21 protein-coding genes are annotated in these 20,814 nt (G+C 53.4%); all 21 read left to right on the top strand.

Translation table 11 applies throughout. The annotated features are described in order from the left end of the window. The first annotated feature begins 8 nt into the window (after positions 1–8). The 21 genes from ACE99V_RS16905 to nadA all read left to right on the top strand — a co-directional run bounded on the left by ACE99V_RS16905 (position 9) and on the right by nadA (position 20,689). Positions 9–1,070, top strand: coding sequence for a peptidylprolyl isomerase (locus tag ACE99V_RS16905; RefSeq protein WP_400492402.1), 1,062 nt, complete (start codon positions 9–11; stop codon positions 1,068–1,070). 233 nt (positions 1,071–1,303) lie between these two features. Then, a complete protein-coding gene (gene spoVT / locus ACE99V_RS16900) occupies positions 1,304–1,846 on the top strand; it encodes a stage V sporulation protein T (RefSeq protein ID WP_400492401.1) in 543 nt (180 codons plus the stop codon). Between the two features lie 209 nt (positions 1,847–2,055). Then, the gene (locus ACE99V_RS16895; RefSeq protein ID WP_400492400.1) at positions 2,056–3,711 is read left to right on the top strand and encodes a putative polysaccharide biosynthesis protein; all 1,656 of its coding nucleotides are present in this window, start codon (positions 2,056–2,058) and stop codon (positions 3,709–3,711) included. Positions 3,712–3,724: 13 nt separating this feature from the next. Continuing rightward, positions 3,725–5,191, top strand: coding sequence for a bifunctional methyltransferase/pyrophosphohydrolase YabN (gene yabN / locus ACE99V_RS16890; protein ID WP_400492399.1), 1,467 nt, complete (start codon positions 3,725–3,727; stop codon positions 5,189–5,191). A gap of 15 nt (positions 5,192–5,206) precedes the next feature. Then, complete coding sequence (locus ACE99V_RS16885; protein ID WP_400492398.1) at positions 5,207–5,500, top strand: RNA-binding S4 domain-containing protein; 294 nt, start codon at positions 5,207–5,209, stop codon at positions 5,498–5,500. A gap of 78 nt (positions 5,501–5,578) precedes the next feature. Next, entirely contained in the window at positions 5,579–6,214 is a 636-nt protein-coding gene (locus ACE99V_RS16880; RefSeq protein WP_400492397.1) for a TetR/AcrR family transcriptional regulator, read from the top strand. A 5-nt stretch (positions 6,215–6,219) separates the two neighbouring features. Continuing rightward, positions 6,220–7,182, top strand: a complete 963-nt coding sequence (locus ACE99V_RS16875; RefSeq protein WP_400492396.1) for an MFS transporter — start codon at positions 6,220–6,222, stop codon at positions 7,180–7,182. Positions 7,183–7,329: 147 nt separating this feature from the next. After that, positions 7,330–7,623, top strand: coding sequence for a sporulation protein YabP (gene yabP / locus ACE99V_RS16870; RefSeq protein ID WP_400492395.1), 294 nt, complete (start codon positions 7,330–7,332; stop codon positions 7,621–7,623). Then, complete coding sequence (gene yabQ, locus ACE99V_RS16865; protein WP_400492394.1) at positions 7,620–8,192, top strand: spore cortex biosynthesis protein YabQ; 573 nt, start codon at positions 7,620–7,622, stop codon at positions 8,190–8,192. Before yabP ends, yabQ begins: the two co-directional genes overlap by 4 nt. Positions 8,193–8,213: 21 nt before the next feature. Then, positions 8,214–8,519 (top strand): FtsB family cell division protein, encoded by a 306-nt coding sequence (locus ACE99V_RS16860; RefSeq protein ID WP_400492392.1) that lies wholly within the window; start codon positions 8,214–8,216, stop codon positions 8,517–8,519. A 105-nt stretch (positions 8,520–8,624) separates the two neighbouring features. Continuing rightward, the gene (locus ACE99V_RS16855; protein WP_400492391.1) at positions 8,625–8,984 is read left to right on the top strand and encodes a S1 RNA-binding domain-containing protein; all 360 of its coding nucleotides are present in this window, start codon (positions 8,625–8,627) and stop codon (positions 8,982–8,984) included. A gap of 292 nt (positions 8,985–9,276) precedes the next feature. After that, a complete protein-coding gene (gene spoIIE / locus ACE99V_RS16850; RefSeq protein WP_400492390.1) occupies positions 9,277–11,757 on the top strand; it encodes a stage II sporulation protein E in 2,481 nt (826 codons plus the stop codon). A gap of 63 nt (positions 11,758–11,820) precedes the next feature. Next, complete coding sequence (locus ACE99V_RS16845; RefSeq protein ID WP_400492389.1) at positions 11,821–12,576, top strand: VWA domain-containing protein; 756 nt, start codon at positions 11,821–11,823, stop codon at positions 12,574–12,576. Next, the gene (gene prkT / locus ACE99V_RS16840; protein WP_400492388.1) at positions 12,566–13,483 is read left to right on the top strand and encodes a serine/threonine protein kinase PrkT; all 918 of its coding nucleotides are present in this window, start codon (positions 12,566–12,568) and stop codon (positions 13,481–13,483) included. Before ACE99V_RS16845 ends, prkT begins: the two co-directional genes overlap by 11 nt. A gap of 12 nt (positions 13,484–13,495) precedes the next feature. Continuing rightward, positions 13,496–14,245, top strand: a complete 750-nt coding sequence (locus tag ACE99V_RS16835) for a threonine/serine exporter family protein (RefSeq protein WP_400492386.1) — start codon at positions 13,496–13,498, stop codon at positions 14,243–14,245. A 4-nt stretch (positions 14,246–14,249) separates the two neighbouring features. Beyond that, positions 14,250–14,705: a threonine/serine exporter family protein gene (locus ACE99V_RS16830; protein WP_400492385.1), complete on the top strand. Its 456-nt coding sequence runs from the start codon at positions 14,250–14,252 to the stop codon at positions 14,703–14,705. Then, positions 14,677–16,107, top strand: coding sequence for a tRNA lysidine(34) synthetase TilS (gene tilS / locus ACE99V_RS16825; protein WP_400492384.1), 1,431 nt, complete (start codon positions 14,677–14,679; stop codon positions 16,105–16,107). Before ACE99V_RS16830 ends, tilS begins: the two co-directional genes overlap by 29 nt. After that, on the top strand, positions 16,104–16,646 hold the full coding sequence (gene hpt / locus ACE99V_RS16820) for a hypoxanthine phosphoribosyltransferase (protein WP_400492383.1): 543 nt from the start codon (positions 16,104–16,106) through the stop codon (positions 16,644–16,646). Before tilS ends, hpt begins: the two co-directional genes overlap by 4 nt. Before the next feature lie 69 nt (positions 16,647–16,715). Continuing rightward, a complete protein-coding gene (gene ftsH, locus ACE99V_RS16815) occupies positions 16,716–18,638 on the top strand; it encodes an ATP-dependent zinc metalloprotease FtsH (RefSeq protein WP_400492382.1) in 1,923 nt (640 codons plus the stop codon). A 138-nt stretch (positions 18,639–18,776) separates the two neighbouring features. Further along, a complete protein-coding gene (locus ACE99V_RS16810; RefSeq protein WP_400492381.1) occupies positions 18,777–19,643 on the top strand; it encodes an HAD family hydrolase in 867 nt (288 codons plus the stop codon). Between the two features lie 101 nt (positions 19,644–19,744). After that, complete coding sequence (gene nadA, locus ACE99V_RS16805; protein WP_400492380.1) at positions 19,745–20,689, top strand: quinolinate synthase NadA; 945 nt, start codon at positions 19,745–19,747, stop codon at positions 20,687–20,689. The last annotated feature ends 125 nt before the right edge of the window (positions 20,690–20,814 follow it).

Here is a 20,814-nt window from a genome sequence, read left to right as displayed (position 1 = left end):
CCATTACCATGAAACGTTCCATAGCGATTCTGACCACAGCCGTACTAGCCGTCACGCTGCTGTCCGCATGTGGCAAGAATGACGAACAAGCGCAGTCGAGCCAACCGACTCAGGCCCAGCCGGCCGAAAACAACAACCAGGCGTCAGATCCGAACGATCCGCTCGCCAAGTTTCCGCCAGTGAAACTTCCGTTTGCGGTAGATCCCAATGCTGCCTTTGTCGAGTATCAGGGCGGCACGCTGACGGGAAAAGAGTTCGAGACGTTTTTGCGTACAATCAGTTTCCTCAATCCGCAGCAAACCGGCATGATTGAAGCGGCAGACAAGGAAGCGTTGAAAAATTACGCACGCGAGTACACGGCGACCAAAATCCTTGCGTCCCGTGCGGATGAGTCGGTCAACAAAGAGTCCAAGGCTCTGGCAGAGACCACGTTTGAGAAAATCAAAGGTCAATACATCTCCATTCTGGGAAAAGATGCTGCCAAGTTTGACAAATTGATGCAAAATCACGGCCTCACCAAGGAGGTTGTGTTGAATCAGATGATTCTCATCAATAACTCCATCAACGTACTGAAAAAGCACATCAACGACGCTTCAGTGAAGAAACTGTACGACGAAATGGACAAGTCGGCTTTCACGGTTGCTTCAGTTCGTCACATCCTGATTTCCACGGAACAGCGCAAACCGGAAGACGCTTTGAAACTGGCGAAGGAATTGGTGGACCGCCTGAAAAAGGGCGAAGACTTTGCCAAACTGGCAAAAGAGTACACGGACGACCCAGGCAGCAAGGAATCCGGAGGTCTCTATGCCGATGCCGACGTAAGCCAATGGGTTCCGGAGTTTAAAGACGCTGCGCTGACCCTGCCGATCGGTCAGATCAGCGAGCCGGTGAAAACCGATTACGGTTACCACGTCATGAAGGTGGAAAGCCGCAAGCAAAAGAGTTTCGACGAAGTGAAGGATCAGCTGCGTCAGCAAGCGCTGGAGCAATCCTACGAGAAGTTCATCAACAGTGAGCTGGACAAGCTGATCACCAAGTACAATATTCCCGAACCAAAACCGGCATCCTAATAAGGACCACATACGAAACAGGGAAGCGATTCCCTGTTTTTTCGTTTTCTCGCATATTCTCCAAAAGTAGGCGAATACTATAGTCACTCGCTACCGCCCGGGGGAGAGTAACGAAACCAAACTGGAAAATGTTGCAGTCCATGCCCATAGGTAAAATTAGAATTTGAGGAAAAAATACAGGTAAGCCAACGGTAAGTTTCACACCCACTTCTCACGAAAGCGAGGCAACAAGTATGAAAGCAACTGGTATTGTTCGTCGAATTGACGACCTCGGTCGGGTCGTGATTCCGAAGGAAATTCGTCGTACGCTGCGAATTCGTGAAGGCGATCCACTAGAAATTTTTGTTGACCGTGATGGAGAAGTCATTTTGAAAAAGTATTCGCCCATCGGAGAATTGGGCGACTTTGCAAAAGAGTACGCTGATTCGCTTTACGAGAGCTTGAACCATACCGTTCTGATTTCTGACCGGGACAGCGTGATTGCCGTCTCCGGGGCATCCAAGAAGGAATACATGGAGAAGGCGATTGGAAGCATCGTGGAAAAGTGCCTGGAAGAACGCAAGACGCGCCTGGAGAAGAACACGGGACAATATGAAATCTGCCGTGATCTGAACGAGACGTACGGATCCTTTGTCATATCTCCGATCGTGGCAGGAGGAGATCCGATTGGAGCCGTCATCCTCCTTACCAAAAACGAAGGAACCAAGATGGGCGACCTGGAAGTGAAGATGGCAGAAACGGCTTCCGGTTTCCTTGCCAAGCAAATGGAGCAGTAAACGACAGACAGCCTCCGCGAAAGCAGGGGCTGTCTATTCTTGGTGTATAAGAATTTATAAATTTGGACATCCCATACAGCCGCTAGAAAAGTGTTCGGGGCCCCGCCCGGCGCAGCGAAAGCTGTGGCCGGGCGGGTGTTTTTCTCTTTCGTGAGGGCAGTGTGGTATAATGTACGCAGTTTGTGGTTGGAGAGGAGAACACTCAGCATATGTCTCAAGAGAAAGCATCCGTTCAATTCGTCAAAGGCGCTGCCATTCTGGGAGCAGCCGGTCTTGTCTCCAAGCTGCTCGGGGCGGTGTACCGCATCCCGTACCAAAACATCGCAGGCGACATCGGATTGTACGTGTACATGCAGGTTTATCCGTTATATACGACGCTGCTCATTCTGGCGACGGCAGGTTTCCCGATCGCCATTTCCAAAATTGTCTCCGAACGACTGGCCGTAGGTGACGCGCTTGGAGCGCGCAAGGCCTTCCGCGTCGCCAGCGTTTCTTTATTGGTTCTCGGTCTTTTTTTCTTTTTTCTGTTGTATCTGGGAGCACCGATGGTATCCCGTTTGATGGGGGACGAGCACTTGACGATGCCGCTTAGGGCCGTTGCCTGGTCGCTTCCGCTCGTGCCGATGGTGGCCATTTTGCGCGGCTACTTTCAAGGTCAGCAAAACATGATGCCGACGGGCGTCTCGCAGGTACTCGAGCAGCTTGTCCGGGTCATTTTCATCCTCGCCGCAGCCTTCTGGGCGATGATGGTGTACCAGGATGCCTATCTGGCCGGTACCGGCGCTGTCTTTGCAGCCCTTCCGGGAGCGCTGGCGGCGATCCTCGTCTTGTTGTTCTACTGGCGGCGCAATAACCGCAGCGCGAGCCTCAACGCTTACGCAAACGGACACAAGGCGGGAGAGACCTGGTCCAATCGACAGGTCCTGCGCAGCCTGCTGTTTTACGCGCTGCCGATTTGTCTCGGGGCGCTGGTTTTGCCCCTGATACCGCTGGTCGATTCCGTTACGGTTGTCAACATGCTGCAGTGGAGCGGCATGGGCGAGAATATGGCCAAAGTGGTAAAAGGCGCGTTTGATCGCGGACAGCCGCTGATTCAATTCGGTACGTTCTTTGCCACCTCGCTGTCGCTGGCGCTCGTCCCCGCCATCAGTGAAGCGGCGGCCCAGGGTCAGCACCGGTTGATTGCCAACCGGACCGAAGTGGCGCTGCGCCTGACCTTTCTATTGGGGTTGCCGGCGTCGTTCGGACTGGCTCTGTTGGCTGAACCGATAAACGTGATGCTGTATGGGGACGGGAAAGGAACGGAGGCGCTGGCAATTCAGGCGTTTACCATTCTTTTTGCCACTCTGGGAATTGCCACCTCCGGGATTTTGCAGGGGCTGGGACGCGTCATGCTGCCTGCGCGCAACCTGTTTATCGGGGTGCTGGTCAAGCTTGTGTTAAACATCGTACTGGTGCCCCTCTGGGGAATCTCCGGCGCTGCGCTGGCGACGGTGATTGCCTATCTGGTCGCCATGGTCTGCAACATGATGGGGATCCGCAAACATACGGGAGCAGAGATCGGCTTGCGCCAACTTGCAGGGAAACCGCTGCTTTCCGTACTCATCATGACCGCAGTGGTGCTGTTGGTCGAATGGGCCGCAACGATGCTGCTGCAAAATCGGATCACATCAGATCGCTTGCTGTATACGCTGGTTGGGCTGGCGGCGGTAGGATCCGGGGGGATTGCCTATATGCTCGCCCTGCTGAAGACCGGCGGGCTGACCCGTTCCGACATCCGCTTTTTGCCGAAAGGGGAGCGGATCGCTTCTCTCTTGACCCGTATCAACCTGCTTTCCAAAGAGGAAAACACTCTTCGCCAGTAAGGAGGCGCATCTCATGCCTGCAATCATTCACGTCATCGGTCTCGGCGCGGGAGACCTGGAGCAGCTGCCGTACGGCAGTTACAAAGCGCTCAAGCAAGCCAAATCCCTCTATTTGCGGACAAAGGAGCACCCGGTTGTTCCCCAGCTGGAGGCCGAGGGTCTGACATATCACTCCTTCGATGCTGTTTATGAACAGACGCAGTCGTTTGCCGATGTGTACCAGACGATTGCCGAGCAGCTGCTGCAAGCGGCGGGAGAGCAGGGTGAAATCGTCTATGCCGTGCCCGGTCACCCGCTGGTGGCAGAGCGAACGGTGCAACTGCTGCTGCAGCAGGGGCCAAAGCAGGACGTTTCCATCGAGATCGGAGGCGGGCAAAGCTTTCTCGACCCGCTCTTTTCCCGTCTGCAAATCGACCCGATCGAGGGATTTGCCCTGCTGGACGGCACCTCCTTGCGAGCGGAGCAGGTAAATCCATCGCTGCACAATGTCATTGCGCAGGTGTATGACCAACTGACTGCATCAGACGTAAAACTGACGCTGATGGACGTCCTGCCCGACGAATACCCGGTAACCGTGGCGACCGCCGTTGGGGTAGCCGGAATGGAACGGGTGGAAACGGTGCCGTTGTACGAACTGGACCGCATCAATCACTTCGGCAACCTCAGTCTGGTCTACGTCGCTCCTGCGGATGACGACCGGGTGCGGTATCGCCAGTTTGCGTATTTGAAAGAGATCGTGGCCATCCTGCGCAGTCCGGAAGGCTGTCCGTGGGATCGGGAACAGACACATCAAAGCATTCGGAAAAACCTGATCGAGGAAACCTACGAGGTGCTGGAGACGATCGACGAGGATGATCCCGATGCGATGTGCGAGGAGTTGGGCGACTTGTTGATGCAGATTATGCTGCACGCCCAGATGGCAGCGGAAGAAGGCTTTTTTACCGTCGACGACGTGGTCGCCGGTCTAAACGAAAAGCTGGTTCGGCGTCACCCGCATGTCTTTGGGGAGAAAAGCGCGGCAGACGCAGACGAGGCCTTTGCCAACTGGCAGGAGATCAAGGCAAAGGAGAAAGCCGCCAAGGGAATCGACACCACCCAGCAATCACAGTTGGCGGGCATTCCCCGCGATTTGCCTGCATTGATGTACGCGTACAAGCTGCAGAAAAAGGCGTCGGAAGTAGGATTTGACTGGGATGACATCGCCGACGTCCTGCGCAAGGTGGAAGAAGAGTATCAGGAGCTGCGGGAAGCGTCGGAGGAGGAGCGTGCGGGGGAACTGGGCGACCTGCTCTTTGCGGTGGTCAATGCCGCCCGCTTTTACAAGGTGAATCCGGAAGAGGCGCTCAGCATGACCAATCGCAAGTTTCAACGCCGGTTTGCCTACATTGAACAAAAGCTGCGCGAAGCGGGACGCTCCTTTGCCGACACCAATCTGCAGGAGATGGACCGGTGGTGGGAAGAGGCCAAACAGCATACATAAAGGGAGAGATATCGGATGAGACTGGACAAGTATCTGAAAGTGTCACGCCTGATCAAACGGCGGACGCTGGCGAAAGAGGTTTGCGATCAAAACCGGATTGAAATCAACGACCGACCGGCGAAAGCGTCGAGCAACGTGAAAATCGGGGACAAGCTGGCGATCCGCTTCGGCCAGAAAATCGTCGTGGTCCAGGTGGAAGACATCAAGGAAAACCCGCGCAAGGAAGAGGCCGCTACCCTGTACAAAGTGATCGGAGAAGTGCCTGTGCCGCGCGACGAAAAGGAAGAGGAGGACTACCTGAAAGGGTAGTTCTTTTTTGTTGAATTTTCCACGTACTCCCATTATTATTATGATTGATTGATCAATCAAAAAAGAATGGTGATAACGATGCCTCGTACCAAAGAACAAAATCGTCAGAACCGGGAGCAAAAGCGGAACCGTATCCTGCGTGAAGCGATCACCCTTTTTTCGCTGCACGGCTATTCGGAGACGACCATAGCTGCTGTCGCGAAAGCGGCCAACGTCAGTTTTGGCAGCGTGTTTACCTATTTTCCCAGCAAAGAGGAGCTGTTTCAGGCGGCGGTGCTGGAGCCATTAGACGAGCTGCGCCCGATGTTTGTCGACGTGGACGTGCCGGATGGGTCGCCGCTTGCGCACATCATGAAAATGGTGGAGCTGCATGTGCGTACGTTCTCCCTGCGGGAAGAGTATTTACGCCTGGTTCAGTATGTGCTGGGACACCGCTCCCGTTTTCCCGAGCTGTTCTCCGAGCTTGACGGTTTTTTGAACGACGTCAGAGAAGCGCTGCGCCCGATCATCATCAAGGGACAGCAATCCGGTGAGCTTCAACCGATAGATCCGGATCTGATATGCATGTCGTACGTCAGCTTTTTAAATGGGATTCGCCTGACAATAACGGACGATCCAACCAATGGCATCTGGCAGCTTTTCATGCAGCAAGCGCTTCGTTTGTTCGGGCCGCGCGACGAGAGTGTTTATTCCATTATCGGAAAAGGGGTATGAGAGTCATGCGATTTCGCGATTTTCCCCGCACGATCCAAATTCGCATTGCTTTGCAGTTTCTTACGCAAGCAACGACTATGATGATCGTTCCCTTTTTAGCTGTTTACTTTTCCGCTCGTGTTGGCGAGACGTTGACCGGTATTATGTTTGTAGCGGTCATTCTCTCGGGTGTGGCAGGAGGTTTTTGTGGCGGTTATTTCGCCGATCGGCTGGGCCGGAAACAACTGATGATCGTCGCAGAGATCATAGCCGGGGTGACGTATCTTCTCATTGCATTTGCAAACTCACCCTGGTTTGACTCACCATATCTTACTGCGGGATTGTTTCTGATCAACATGTTTGGAATCGGTCTGTTTGGGCCGGCAGCTCAGGCCATGATCATCGACGTGAGCAGCCCGGAAAACCGAAAGTATATCTACGGGTTTATGTACTGGGCTAGCAACCTGGCGATGGCGATTGGGGGGATGGTAGGAGGCTTTTTCTTTATCACCCATCGCTTCGTGTTTTATCTCGCTGTCGCCGCCGCAACCCTGCTGTCCGTTTTCATCACGGCTCTCTTTATCGACGAAAGCTATCGACCTTCACTGCGAGACCCCGATTCATCCGCTACACCTCCTGCATCCGGTATCTTTTCCAGCTATTCGATCGTATTCCACGACCGCCGCTTCCTGCTGTATCTTCTGGGGAGTCTGCTTCTACTGTCATTAGAGCAGCAATTGTCCAACTATATTGGCGTTAGACTAGGAAAAGAAATGACGATGCAGTCTCTTTTCTCCTGGCCGCCCGGACTGCCGGAAGTGGACGGTCTCGCCATGCTGGGAATATTGCGCACGGAGAACACATTGCTGGTTGCCGCAGGCGGCTACGAGAGGCGGATTTGTCAACTCCTGGGCCATGAGTGGAATGTACCTTGTGATTGGAGTAGCCAGTCTCGTGTTGATCCGTGGTTCACTGCCGCAGCCCCATAGAAAAACCACCCGTGTTGATGCGGCGACTATCTCCGACTAACCTTACACTTTTTTGTTACACCCCCGTTACTATGCGGGGTTTTTTGTTCTAAAAGGACATCCCCCTCCATACGATGGTACAAGAACCGGTATGTTAGGAGGGTAATCATGAACGATCATACCACGCATATGAAGCGTCCCCGCCATGAAGTTGTCATGATCAATCGCCGAAGTCTGGCGATCTCCGGAGTAAAAAACGTCGAGAGCTTTGACAGTGAAGAGTTTCTGTTGGAGACGGAAGGCGGCTTTCTAACCATTCACGGACAGAATCTGCATATGAAAAACCTCAGCTTGGAGACCGGCGAAGTGGCAATCGAGGGCCTGGTGCACGAGATGGCCTATCTTGAACAGGGGCATTCCGGAGATCGATCGAAGGGATTCTTCGGTAAGTTGTTCAAGTGAGTATAACCGTTCAGCTGCAGACGGTACTGTTCATGTCAGTCTGCGGGGCGCTGATGGCAATGGGCTTTGACACCTACCACGTCTTTAAGGGAAAAGGCCGGTTCCCGCCGTGGCTGGTTTTTTTGCTGGACGTCCTGTTCTGGATCGGCAGCATGGCGCTCGTATTTTTTATCCTGGTACAGGTCAATGACGGAGTCGTGCGGTTTCCCATCTTTTTGGGAATGCTGTTTGGGTCCTGGATATATTTTCTTGTCGGAAGCAAAAAGTATATCCAATTCCTGCTTGCCGTGATAAAATTCTGTCAGTGGTTGTATCGTACCGTGTTGATGCTGATCGACACGCTGATTGTCCGCCCCATATTGTTCCTGTACAGACTGGTTTGGATGTTGGTGACCTTTCTGTTTTCTGTTCTGATGACGATTCTTACGTTTTTCTGGAAGATTGTGAAGTTCCTTTCGTCTCCTTTTACGAGATGGGGTCAACAAATGGGGAAAAGAATCCGCCACAGGGGAAAAGGAATCTGGACAAATTGGAAGAATTGGTTACACTCAAAGAAAAAGCAGGAGTAACGCTATCCGAGGTGGCATGCCATGAATGGAACAACCCCCACGCCTAACAAAAAAGGGCAAAAGCGCAGAATTCGTTTGTTCCTGTTTTTTGTGCTCTGCTTTTCCGTCTGGACTGGCTATACCCTCTATTTGCAAAGCGGTGTCCTGGCCGAGAAGGAAGCGCAGCTGGAGGCCCTAAAGCAGGAAGCTGCCAATGTTCAGCAGATACAGGCAGAACTGACCTACACGGTAGGCCGTCTCAACGACAAGGAATACATTGCCGAGTTGGCGCGCAAGCATTTTTTCCTGTCCAAACCGGGCGAAGTCATTTACGTCATTCCTGAATAGTTCATTGAACTTCCAATACAGTTACGTGGCAAGTGTTTGGGCCCCGCCCGACACGGCAAACGCTATAGTGGGTGGGTATTTTAAAGAGGGAGGCCTTCCGCGTTCATGGGAGTCGAGGTTGGAAGTAAACTTGAAGGAAAAGTGACGGGGATCACCAAGTTTGGAGCATTTGTTGAGCTGCCCGGAGGGGTAACCGGTCTCGTTCACATCAGCGAAATTGCCGATACCTATGTAAAGGACATCCATGACCACTTGAAGATTGGTGACATCGTCACGGTCAAAGTACTGAACATCCGCGAGGGGAAGATCGGCCTTTCCATCAAAAAAACAGTGGAGCGGCCGTCTCGCCAACAGCGGGAACGCGGAGATGGATTCGAGGAGAAGTTGAACAAGTTTTTGAAGGATAGCGAAGACCGCCTGTCCTCGCTTCGCAAGAACACGGACAAGAGAGGGCGCAGCCGATAGTGAATTTTCCCATTTTTGCAACTTTTTCTTTCGTGCCAAAAATACGCAATTTGACGATAAAAACAGGAAGGGCATTTGAAACTTATGCCGAATGAATAAGATAAGCCCGTTTCGCTAAGCGCGAATCACCTGACAGCCGACGTTGACCGCCAAAACGTCGGTATTTTTTTTGTTTTTTTCTTAACATAATTTGTCGGACGATTCTAGGAATACGCCATGGTATTTTGACAAAATTTACAAACCGAACTCCGTATAATGAAAACCACATCAAAACGGACGGGGAGGTTTGGCCATGATGTTGAACAAAAACCAGGTAATTTCCGATGCAGGACAGGTTTGGTCACAACGGCTGCACAACCAGCTGGGCTCTGCAATGGGAAGCTGGGGTGAACGGATTGCGGAAACAGCGCAGAAGTGGAACCTGCTTCCGATCCTGATGGGCTTTTTACTGGGACGGGCCCTGATATTGGAAGAGCTGACACCGTTTGTTGTTCCGTACTTTATCGTCATGTATTACCTGCGGAGAGACTGCATCGTGACGACTGGCTTCGCGTTGATCCTGGGCGCATTTACGCAAACCATCCCCCTCGGGATGCAGACGGTACTAAGTGTGGTCGTGTCGCTGGCAGCTTGCAAGATGAGCGAGCGATTCCGGCGCAAGGACTTTTCCCGGACACCGATCGTGGTATTGGTTGCGGTATTTGTCAGCCATCTGTTGTACGCAACGATTACGGATCAAGTCTCCACCTACAAGCTGGTGATGGTCGCGGTTGAATCCATACTCAGCTTCGTACTGACGCTCATCTTCATCCAGTCGCTCTCCATCATTCATCTGGCCAAGCCGTATGAGCCGCTGAAAAGCGAGGAGATCGTCTCGCTGGTCATCTTGCTGGCGTCCCTGATGACGGGAACGGTTGATTGGACGGTGGAAGGCGTTTCCATGGAGCATGTGCTGTCCCGCTATCTGCTGCTGCTGTTCGCCTTCGTCGGCGGAGGTACGGTCGGGGCAGCGGTTGGCGTCGTGACGGGCCTGATTCTCAGCCTGGCCAATGTGGACGCCCTGCAGCAGATCAACCTGCTTGCCTTTTCCGGACTGCTGGCCGGTCTTTTAAAGGAAGGCGGCAAGGTAGGCGTCTCGGCCGGTCTCTTGATCGGTTCCGCTATTCTGGCGATCTACGGCGGGGCTCAGGAGCTCTTGTACATCTCCCTGGTTGAAACGGGGATCGCAATCGTGCTGTTTATCCTGACGCCCGCTCTGGTCTGGAAAAAGGTTTCGAGGTTTATCCCCGGGACGCCGGAGAACATCCAGTCCCATCAGGCATACATGCGCCACGTCCGCGACGTGACGGCCGGCAAGATCCAGCAGTTCTCCGAGCTGTTCACCCAGCTGTCGCGCAGCTTTGCGCAAACGGCGGAGACGGAAGTAAAAGAAGAGCAGGTCGACTACTTCTTAAGCCGGGTCACCGAGTTTACCTGCCAGAGGTGTTGGAAAAAGGAACAGTGCTGGGAGCGGGAAACACAGTCCACCTACGACGGAATGCGAAAGATGATTGAACACCTGTATGAATCCGGCACCCTCAAGGGGATGAAGCCGCCACGCGATTGGGAGCGCAAGTGTGTCAAGACGGAAAAGGTAATGACCGTGATGGAACAGGAATACGAGCGGCAGATTGCTTTTGACTTGTTGAAAAAACAGGTGAAGGAGAGCCGCAAGCTGGTAGCCGATCAGCTATCCGGCGTATCACGGGTGATGAGCGACTTTGCCCGCGAAATCCAGCGGGAAGGGATCGAGCTTAGCTTCCAGGAAAAGCAGGTCTCACGGGCGCTGGAGGGATTGGGGCTGTCTGTCAGGCGAGTAGAGATTCACAGCCTGGAGGAAGGCAAGGTTGACATTGAAATCAGTCAGCCAACCTGCTACGGGCGGGACGAGTGCGCCAAGATCGTAGCCCCCATGCTGACCGAAATTCTCGGGGAAAACATCGTGGTAAAAGAGCGCCAATGCGAAGCGTACAAGGACGGCTCCTGCAAAATGTGCCTGACCTCGGCCAAGACGTTTGAGATCGACATAGGTGTAGCCGGAGCGGCAAAGGATGGCAGGTTACTGTCCGGCGACAGCTTCAAGACGATGGATCTGGGCAACGGCAAGATGGCCCTGGCGATCAGCGACGGGATGGGAAACGGCGAACGCGCCTACCTGGAAAGCCAATCCGCTCTGGACATGCTTCAGCAGCTGCTGAAGTCGGGTATGGATGAGAAGCTGTCGATCAAAACGGTGAATTCCGTGCTGGCGCTTCGTTCCACTGACGAGATGTTCGCCACAGTTGATTTGGCCCTGATTGATCTGCAGTCAGCCAACACCCGGTTTATCAAAATCGGATCGACGCCCAGCTTCATCAAGCGGGGATCGGACGTCATTACGGTAACGGCCAACAACCTGCCGGTCGGCATTCTGGAGGAAATTGAGGTGGACGTGGTTTCACGAATGCTGAAACCGGGCGATCTTTTGATCATGATGTCTGACGGCATCTACGAGGCTCCGCGGCATATTGAAAACCGGCAGATGTGGATGAAGCGGCTGATTTCGGAGCTGGAGACGGACGATCCGCAGGAGGTGGCCGACCTGCTTCTGGAAAAGGTAATCCGTCAGCATTCCGGTGAAATCGTGGATGATATGACCGTGCTGGTCGCCCGCATCGACCGGTTTGTACCGCAGTGGTCGGCGATTCAGGTGCATGGCATGGAGAAGCTGGAGCGGCCGCGGATTGTAAGTTAACGTATGTTTCTCTTTATCCCCGTCGATACTGGTAGAAAAACGGATGGAACGGGGAGATTTTTCATGAAAGAAGCAACACTGCGACAAATTCTGGTCGTAACCGATGGCTGCTCCAACTCCGGCATGAGTCCGGTAGCAGCCGCAGCACTTGCCCGGGAGCAGGGCATTACCGTCAATGTCATCGGCGTCGTAGACAAAAGCGAGCTGGGGGAACAAGGGGAAAAAGAGATCCGCGAAATCGCCGAAGCAGGCGGAGGTCTGCACGACATCGTCTACCCGCAGCAGCTGGCCCAAACGGTTCAAATGCTGACACGAAAAGCAATGACACGCACCATACACCAGGTGGTAAACAAGGAGCTGAAAGAAATTCTGGGGGATTCTGTCCTCGAAGGATTGGCTCCGGAAAAACGGATGCAGGTGGCCGGAATGGTCGATGAACTGGGTGAGCGCAGCAGTCTGGATGTGGTCATGCTGGTAGACACGTCTGGCAGCATGAAGCCCAAGCTGTCGGCCGTACAACAGGCGATTCACGATTTCAGCATCAGTTTGCGCTCTCGCAGCGGCAAGAGCAGGATGGCGGTGTGTTCATTTCCTGGGAAACAAAAGCATCTCGATGTGCGTATTTCGTGGACCGATCAGGTGGAAAAAGCGCATCAGCTTACAGCCGGCTTGTCCATGAGCGGCATTACTCCAACGGGTCCTGCCATTGTCGAGGCGATCGCCTTGTTTGAGCACGTACAGCTTCCGACAGCCCTGGCGGATCGCTTCCGCCGAAGCGATGATGATACAGAAGGAAGCCTGCAGGATCATGTCTTCTAATGCAGCGTTTCCGCTCATGCCGAGGCAGTTTCAAGGCAGATGGAACAAAAAGTCATACCATGTACTGAAAGAACTGGGGCGGGGCGCCAACGGAGCTGTTTACCTGGTCAACCAGCAAGGCTTCACACGGGCCGTGAAGATCGGAGCCGACTCCATCGACATTTTAATGGAAGTAAAAATGCTGAAAAGCGTCCAGCAGGTGAACGCCATTCGTGTCGGACCGCTGCTGTGCGATGTGGACGACATGGAGATCAACGGGAAAACCTACACCTATTATGCGATGGAATACCTGGAAGGGGAGCAGCTCGACCAATACGTCAGAAGGATGGGGGCGGAATGGGTGCCCGTCCTGTTGATACAACTGCTTGCCAGGTTGGAGGTTTTGCATCGGCACGGCTGGGTGTTCGGCGATTTGAAGCCGGAAAATGTGATTGTTACCCATGTGGAAAAGCAGGTACGGCTGATCGATTTCGGAGGAGTGACGAAGTTGGGCAATGCCGTTCGGCAATTTACGGAAGAGTATGACCGTGCGGTATGGCACGCGGGCGATCGGCGGGCTGACGTGTCCTACGATCTTTTTTCCCTGGCAGTGATAATGGTTCGGCTGATGTCAAGCGGCGAGGAATGGAAGGCGCTCAGGAACGAACCGCGTCAAACGGCGCATTTGTGTGATATAATACGGAAGAACGACAGCCTGTATCCGTATCGCATTCCTTTGGTCAAGGCGTTTCACGTCAAGTATGCCACCGCGGGAGGGATGAAGAACGATCTGCTGGCCGCCCTTCAGGAGCGGACGGTTGGTTCGCAGAACGGACAGGCTTCCGGAACGGCAGGAAGGTGGATTGGCGGTTTGTTTGTCGCCTCGCTGCTGCTGCTTGCCGGTTCTCTGTATTACGCATGGATGTAGGGAGTGAATGCGGTGTCCGCAGACCTCGTGATGGATACGTGCCTCCTGGCGGGCGAAATCATGTTAAAAAACGGCGGGGAGACGTACCGGACGGAGGAAACGATGGCCTTGATCGCACGGGCGGCAGGAATGGATTCGGTGAACAGTTCAGCGACGCCGACCAGCATCATCCTCTCGTTTCGCTCGATGGACCGGGACCATACCCGGATGATCCGTACGCCGAACCGGACCATCAACCTGAACAAGGTGACACTCGTCAACGATGTGTCCCGACGGTTTGTCTCGGGGAAAATTTCGCTCGCCGAAGCGTACCAACTGCTTTTGGAAATCGATCAAAAGAAACCGCTCTATCCGCGGTGGATGTTGCATATGGCGGCTGGCCTTGCCAGCGGCTCTTTTGCCATGCTTATCGGCGGATCCTGGGACGATCTGATTCCAGCGGCGCTGGCAGCCCTTACGGTAAATGTCAGCCTGGAATTTTTGGAACAGTTTTTACGCATCAAATTTTTTACCGAGTTCACGTCCGCGCTCGCCGGCGGTTTGGCAGCGGTTCTGTTTGTCATACTGTTTCCCCATCTGCACCTCGACATTTTAATCATCGGAGCCATGCTGCCTCTCTTCCCCGGGATCGCCATCACCAACTCGCTGCGCGACCTGATGGCCGGTGACCTGATAGCAGGCGTATCTCGCGGGGCCGAAGCGATTCTCACTGCATTGTCGGTTGCGGTGGCTACGGCCATTATACTTTCGTTTTTGGGGTGATTGGATGACCTGGTGGCAAGGTTTGGGACTTAGTTTGGTTTCGGCTGTCGCTTACGGACTTTTGTTTAACGTGCCGGTTCGCGCCCTGCTGGCCGGCGGTTTGGCAGGGATGACGGGATGGATTGTCTTTTACCTGCTTCCCTTCTGGGGAGCGGAGGTGACGCTGTCTACGTTTCTGGCAGCGACAACCGTATCGCTCTTGAGCCAGCTGCTGTCGATCTATCTGAGGGTGCCTTCGACCAACTTCAGCGTCGCCGGAATTATTCCGCTCGTCCCCGGGTCGATGGCGTATAAAGCGATGCTGGCCTTCGTCAATGGTGAATACATCCACGGCATTACCTTGGCGACGAAGACATCGATGGTTGCGGGGGCAATCGCTTCCGGGCTGATTTTGGGGATCTCCTGTGTTACGGTATGGAAGGGAGCGCGCTATGCTGACAAGCGTCCAAAGGCACATTGAACAGGAGAAGCTGCTGCTCCCGGGAGAAACGGTCATCGTCGGAGTTTCCGGGGGGAATGACTCCATCGCGCTGCTGCATATCCTGAGGTCACTCAATCAACACTATCAGTACGGCTGGAAACTCCACGCGGTCCATCTGAACCACTGCTTTCGCGGTGAAGAATCGAGTCAGGACGCAGCTTACGTCGCATCGTTTTGTCGAGAGATCGATGTCCCTTGTCATCTGTTTGAGCGAGACGTCCCGGCGTACATGCGGGAGACGGGGCTCGGGGCGCAGGAAGCGAGCCGGGAGCTGCGCTACGGGATTTATCGGCAGGTGGCGAAGCAGTGCGGAGCTGCCAAAGTGGCGCTGGCCCACCACGCCGACGATCAGGTGGAGACGATTCTGTTTCGCTTGCTGCGCGGGACGCGGCTGAACGGACTGACCGGCATGCCGCAAAGACGCTGGCTTGTTCACGGGCAAGTCGAGGTCGTGCGTCCGCTTTTGTCAATTCGTCGTCGTGAGCTGGAGGAGTACTGCCGGCAAAATGGGCTGGAACCGCGCGAGGACAGCAGCAACCGGTCGCGCAAGTACAAGCGAAACCTGCTCCGCTTGGATGTCATGCCGCTGTTGGAGACGGTCAACGAGCGGTATCGCGAGCATATCCTGGCTTTGGCGGAGGCGGTGCGGGAAGATGAGGAGTATCTGCAGAAGCAGAGCCGTGCTGCATTGGAACAGGTTATTTTGGAACAAAAACAGAATCATATCGCAATCTCTCGCGACAAGTTTCAAACTTGTGACGTTGCTTTACAAAGGAGAATGATTACTCTAATATTAAGTTATCTCTCAAGGCAGTTTGAATGGTCTTCGCAGCATGTGGAGGCCGTTTTACGCATGATGGAAGGGGTTCATCCGTCAGCCGTTTTGCATTTGCCGGACCGGCTTGTCGCCAGACGCATGTATGAGCGGGTCAGCTTCAGTCGAGACGGGAAGGACAAAGAGACGGGTGACTTTTGTTATGAAGTGGCAGTTCCCGGATCTGTCTGGATTGCGGAAAGCGGGATTGCAGTACATACCTCGTATCTTCCACACGAGCCCGAGTGGGGAAAACTCCCGCGCTTTGCGGCTGTGTTTGATGCGGATCGCTTGTCGGGATCTTTACGCGTCAGGAATCGAAAACCGGGCGATCGACTTGCTCTTTTCGGCTCAGGGTCCGTCAAAAAGCTGAAGGAACTGCTGATTGACGCCAAAATCCCCAAGGCCTGCCGAGAGCGGCTGCCCGTGTTCGTCGCCGGGGAAGAAGTGATCTGGGTTCCCGGAGTTCGTCGTTCTGCCGCTGCGCCCGTTGATGAACAGACCACACGTTTTTTATGCATCGAAGTTGAGTTTGGAGAAGATTGGCGGGAGGTTTTTTTACCATGAATCAGGACATCAAGAACATCTTGCTTACAGAAGAAGAAATCGCATCAAAAGTGAAGGAACTGGGCAGCATTCTCAGCGCAGAGTACCGGGATAAAAATCCGCTGGTGATCTGCGTGCTGAAGGGTGCCGTTCTTTTTATGGCGGACCTCATCCGCAACATGGATATTCCGTGTGAAATGGATTTTATGGCTGTTTCCAGCTACGGCCGCACCGGAACGGAGTCTACGGGCATGGTAAAGATCTTAAAAGATCTCGACACCTCTGTAGAAAATCGCCACGTTCTTGTCGTGGAAGACATCATGGACAGCGGTCTTACGCTGAGCAGACTGGTGGAGCTTCTGCGCCATCGGGAAGCTGCTTCCGTCAAGGTCGTTACGCTGCTCAACAAACCGGAGCGCCGGAAAGTCGACATCACTCCGGACTACAGCGGTTTTACCATTCCGGATGAATTCGTCGTCGGATACGGGCTGGATTATGACGAAAAGTATCGAAATCTGCCGTTTATTGGTGTATTAAAGCCTGAGGTATACAGCAAGTAGGTTTGTTGTGAACCCCCTGCTTCATATGATAAAATGTGAAAAGTGTCTTTTCGCGAGAGGAGGTAAGAAATGAATCGCTTTTTTCGTAACACCGGGTTCTATCTACTTATTTTCCTTGTCACGGTAGGGATCGTGAATTTTATCCTCTCCGGGACAGATAAGCTGACGCAGCTGTCCTATCAAGACTTCCGGGTTCAACTGCAAAGCAACAACGTTTCAGAATTATCTCTTCGCCCTGACGGGGGTACATATCGTGTAGATGGTACGCTGGTCAAAGCCGCTCCCGGACAGGAGAAGTTTTACACCAACGTGCCGTTGTACGACTCCGATGTCATCGCATTGCTGAACCAAAAGATCGATGAACAAAAAGTGAAAAAGGTTGAGTTTAAACCGCAGGAAGGCAACAGCATCTGGCTTACGTTCTTGACCTCGATCATTCCCTTTGTCATCATCTTCATTCTGTTCTTCTTCCTCCTGAATCAAGCACAGGGCGGCGGCAGCCGTGTCATGAACTTCGGCAAAAGCCGCGCAAAGCTGTATAACGACGAGAAGAAACGCGTCACATTTGACGATGTGGCAGGAGCCGACGAAGAAAAGGCAGAGCTTGTGGAGGTCGTGGAATTTCTCAAGGATCCCCGCAAATTTGCAGCAGTAGGCGCCCGCATTCCAAAAGGGGTCCTGCTCGTAGGTCCTCCGGGTACCGGTAAAACGCTCCTGGCTCGAGCCGTTGCAGGTGAGGCGGGCGTTCCGTTCTTCAGCATCTCCGGTTCCGATTTCGTGGAGATGTTCGTCGGTGTCGGTGCCTCCCGTGTTCGCGACCTGTTTGAAAACGCGAAAAAAAATGCGCCGTGCATTATCTTTATTGACGAGATCGACGCCGTGGGTCGCCAGCGCGGAGCTGGATTGGGCGGCGGTCACGACGAGCGCGAGCAAACCTTGAACCAACTGCTTGTCGAAATGGACGGCTTCGGCGCCAACGAAGGGATTATCATCGTTGCCGCAACCAACCGCCCAGATATTCTCGACCCGGCTCTGCTGCGTCCGGGACGTTTTGACCGTCAGATTACGGTAGACCGTCCGGACATTCGGGGACGTGAAGCTGTACTGAAGGTACACGCCCGCAACAAGCCGCTGGGCGACGACATCAAGCTTGACGTGATTGCGCGCGGAACCTCCGGTTTCACCGGGGCCGATCTGGAGAACCTGCTGAACGAAGCAGCGCTCCTGACTGCACGGAAAAACAAAAAGCAAATCAACATGGAAGAAATCGACGAAGCCATCGACCGCGTGATTGCCGGTCCAGCGAAGAAATCCCGCGTCGTCAGCGAGGATGAAAAACGCCTGGTTGCTTACCACGAAGCAGGTCACACGATTATCGGCTACCACCTGAAAAACGCCGAGATGGTGCACAAAGTGACGATTATCCCGCGCGGTCAGGCAGGCGGTTACACCGTGATGCTGCCGAAGGAAGACCGTTACTTCGCCACCAAGAGCGACTTGCTCGACAAGATCACCGGTCTGTTGGGCGGACGTGTGGCGGAGGAGTTGGTCCTGGGTGACATCAGTACCGGTGCACACAACGACTTCCAGCGCGCTACGGCCATCGCCCGCAGCATGATTACCGAGTACGGCATGAGCCGACTGGGTCCGATGCAGTTCGGTCGCACGCAAGGCCAGGTGTTCCTGGGACGCGACATCGGTCACGAGCGCAACTACTCGGAGCAAATCGCGTACGAGATTGACCAGGAAATGCAGAGGATCATCAATGAGTGCTATGAGCGATGCAAGGAACTGCTGATCAAGTACCGTGACCAACTGGACCTGATCGCAACAACCCTGCTCCGCGTAGAAACGCTGGATGCAGAACAAATTAAACAGCTGATCGAGAAGGGCAGACTGGATAACGACCCGACTGAGGGGAACGATGTTGCGGTAAACATCCAGCCGAAAAAAGACGAAGCAGACAATCAAGACCACAAACCGACAGAATAAGGAGCGCCTTTGGTGCTCCTTTTGTTCGTAAATAAGAATTTAGAAAAATTCTTATTTACACAATTGCAACTAAGGCTCCGCCAAAAAGCATGTCGGAGCCAAGTTTTCTAGTATCCGAAAAAAAGAGGAGGGGAAGAAATGGTGTTTTCCAACGTAAAACTGGCTGCATTTGACATGGACGGGACTTTGCTTAACGCTGATTCCCAAATGACCGAAATCACCAAAGAAGCATGCCGAAAGCTTCAGGCCAGCGGGTGCAAGCTGGTTTTGTCTACAGGCCGTACTTACGGTTCGGCGCTGATTCCGATTGATCGCTTTCCGTTTGACGGGTACGTCTGCAGCAACGGAGCCACTGTTCTCGAAGCTGACGGCACGCTGGTAAAAAGAACACTGCTGCCTCGTGAGATGATTCTCGATGTCGTGCATACACTAAGACAGGAACCCATTTACTACGAATTGCACGACACCGCCAGCAACCGCTGGATGGTACGAGAAGACCGGGATCGCATAGAATCGCTGTTAGCGGAAGATACTTCAGTGGAAGGTCTCTCGCTGCGCCGCTTTTCCTTTTACAAGCTGGCGCGGATCGTGGAGCTGGAGGAGATGCTGGAACGGGTTGCCTCCGGCGGGTCAGACATCGTAAAAATCTTCATCTGGCACCGGGAGCCGGAAAAACTGAGGGAGCTTCGGGAACTGCTTGCGCCTTGGACAGATTCGGCTACGGTCACCTCTTCCGGCAATCACAACGTGGAAATCATCCCCAAGGGAGTCTCCAAGTGGGAGGGGCTTCGCTACTTTTGTCAGAAGTGGGGGATATCCGCCGAGCAGGTCATGGCTTTTGGCGATGCGGACAACGATCGAGAGGTTTTGTCACAGGTCGGATATTCGGTTGCGATGGCAAATGCGAAAGCGGAAATCAAACAGTTGGCGCGGTTCGTTGCTCCCCACCACAACGAAGACGGGGTGGCCAAATTCATTCTGGAACAGATGCCGGGCGATGCCTGAAACAAGCACTTTCGCCAGCGACTTTACATTGACAAGGTAGTACAATGGGATTACAATGACCGTACAAAATGACGCAAGTCAGAACGTAGGGGGATATCTACATGGATGCCTTAGCGTTAGAAAAGAAGGCGCAGCGCAACGCTGAGTTACGCGAACGGCTGATGCAGTTGAAAAAGGAACGGAACGCCATCATCCTGGCTCACTACTATCAACGCCCGGAAATCCAGGAAGTGGCAGACTATATCGGGGATTCCTTCGGGCTGGCGCAGAAGGCCAAGGAGACAGATGCTGACGTGATTCTGTTCTGCGGGGTTCACTTTATGGGAGAAAGTGCAAAAATTCTCAATCCCAACAAAAAAGTGATTATCCCGGATGAGCGCGCCGGCTGTCCGATGGCCGACATGGTAAACGTGGACGGTTTGCGCAAGCTCAAGGCACAGCACCCGAACGCAAAAGTGGTAGCTTACATCAATACGTCCGCGGATGTAAAAGCGGAAACATACATTTGCTGTACATCTTCCAATGCCAAACGGGTGATCGAGTCGATCGACAGTGACGAAATCATCTGGGTACCGGACAAAAACCTGGGTCACTACGTTTCCCAGTTCACCGACAAAAAAATGATTATCTGGGAAGGCTACTGCAATACGCATGACCAGCTTTCCGTCGAAGACATCATGAACATGAAGCGGGAGCATCCCAATGCGCTGGTGGTCGTGCATCCTGAATGTCGTCCGGAGGTTGTGGCGCTCGCCGACTACGTGGGATCGACTACCGGCATTCTGAAATTCTGCCGGGAATCTTCCCACAAGGAATTCATCATCGGCACGGAAGACGGCACCCGCTACATGCTGGAAAAAGAGAGTCCCGACAAAAAGTTTATCTTCGCCTCCAAGTATCTGGTTTGCCCGAACATGAAGGTAAACAACCTGAAAAAATGCGTGGAAGCGCTGGAAAACATGAAGCCGGAAATTTTCGTGCCAAAAGACATTGCCAACGCGGCTCGGGCTTCCCTGGAGCGCATGCTGGAAGTAGCGCCTGCGTAACCGTCTGAACACCAAAAAAGACTACGCTCATCCGAGAAGCGTAGTCTTTTTTTAGTGTATAAGCGTACTATGTCAATTAGTTTTTTCGCCCTTTTTGAGAATGGCAAACACACCTAACGTAATTT

Origin of the sequence: Brevibacillus soli (assembly GCF_044759095.2) — a bacterium.
Lineage (GTDB): Bacteria > Bacillota > Bacilli > Brevibacillales > Brevibacillaceae > JBIYSM02.
The sequence above is the reverse complement of the archived record's forward strand: the minus strand, read 5'-3'. Positions and strand labels throughout refer to the sequence as shown.

Bases quoted from the DNA above. Each gene is read 5' to 3' on its own strand.
- ACE99V_RS16885 (WP_400492398.1), top strand. From the start codon at position 5,207: ATGAGACTGGACAAGTATCTGAAAGTGTCACGCCTGATCAAACGGCGG.
- ACE99V_RS16810 (WP_400492381.1), top strand. From the start codon at position 18,777: ATGGTGTTTTCCAACGTAAAACTGGCTGCATTTGACATGGACGGGACT.
- ACE99V_RS16860 (WP_400492392.1), top strand. From the start codon at position 8,214: ATGAATGGAACAACCCCCACGCCTAACAAAAAAGGGCAAAAGCGCAGA.
- ftsH (WP_400492382.1), top strand. From the start codon at position 16,716: ATGAATCGCTTTTTTCGTAACACCGGGTTCTATCTACTTATTTTCCTT.
- tilS (WP_400492384.1), top strand. From the start codon at position 14,677: ATGCTGACAAGCGTCCAAAGGCACATTGAACAGGAGAAGCTGCTGCTC.
- yabN (WP_400492399.1), top strand. From the start codon at position 3,725: ATGCCTGCAATCATTCACGTCATCGGTCTCGGCGCGGGAGACCTGGAG.
- ACE99V_RS16895 (WP_400492400.1), top strand. From the start codon at position 2,056: ATGTCTCAAGAGAAAGCATCCGTTCAATTCGTCAAAGGCGCTGCCATT.
- nadA (WP_400492380.1), top strand. From the start codon at position 19,745: ATGGATGCCTTAGCGTTAGAAAAGAAGGCGCAGCGCAACGCTGAGTTA.
- hpt (WP_400492383.1), top strand. From the start codon at position 16,104: ATGAATCAGGACATCAAGAACATCTTGCTTACAGAAGAAGAAATCGCA.
- ACE99V_RS16845 (WP_400492389.1), top strand. From the start codon at position 11,821: ATGAAAGAAGCAACACTGCGACAAATTCTGGTCGTAACCGATGGCTGC.
- spoVT (WP_400492401.1), top strand. From the start codon at position 1,304: ATGAAAGCAACTGGTATTGTTCGTCGAATTGACGACCTCGGTCGGGTC.
- yabP (WP_400492395.1), top strand. From the start codon at position 7,330: ATGAACGATCATACCACGCATATGAAGCGTCCCCGCCATGAAGTTGTC.
- ACE99V_RS16905 (WP_400492402.1), top strand. From the start codon at position 9: ATGAAACGTTCCATAGCGATTCTGACCACAGCCGTACTAGCCGTCACG.
- spoIIE (WP_400492390.1), top strand. From the start codon at position 9,277: ATGATGTTGAACAAAAACCAGGTAATTTCCGATGCAGGACAGGTTTGG.
- ACE99V_RS16855 (WP_400492391.1), top strand. From the start codon at position 8,625: ATGGGAGTCGAGGTTGGAAGTAAACTTGAAGGAAAAGTGACGGGGATC.
- ACE99V_RS16875 (WP_400492396.1), top strand. From the start codon at position 6,220: ATGCGATTTCGCGATTTTCCCCGCACGATCCAAATTCGCATTGCTTTG.
- prkT (WP_400492388.1), top strand. From the start codon at position 12,566: ATGTCTTCTAATGCAGCGTTTCCGCTCATGCCGAGGCAGTTTCAAGGC.
- ACE99V_RS16880 (WP_400492397.1), top strand. From the start codon at position 5,579: ATGCCTCGTACCAAAGAACAAAATCGTCAGAACCGGGAGCAAAAGCGG.
- ACE99V_RS16830 (WP_400492385.1), top strand. From the start codon at position 14,250: ATGACCTGGTGGCAAGGTTTGGGACTTAGTTTGGTTTCGGCTGTCGCT.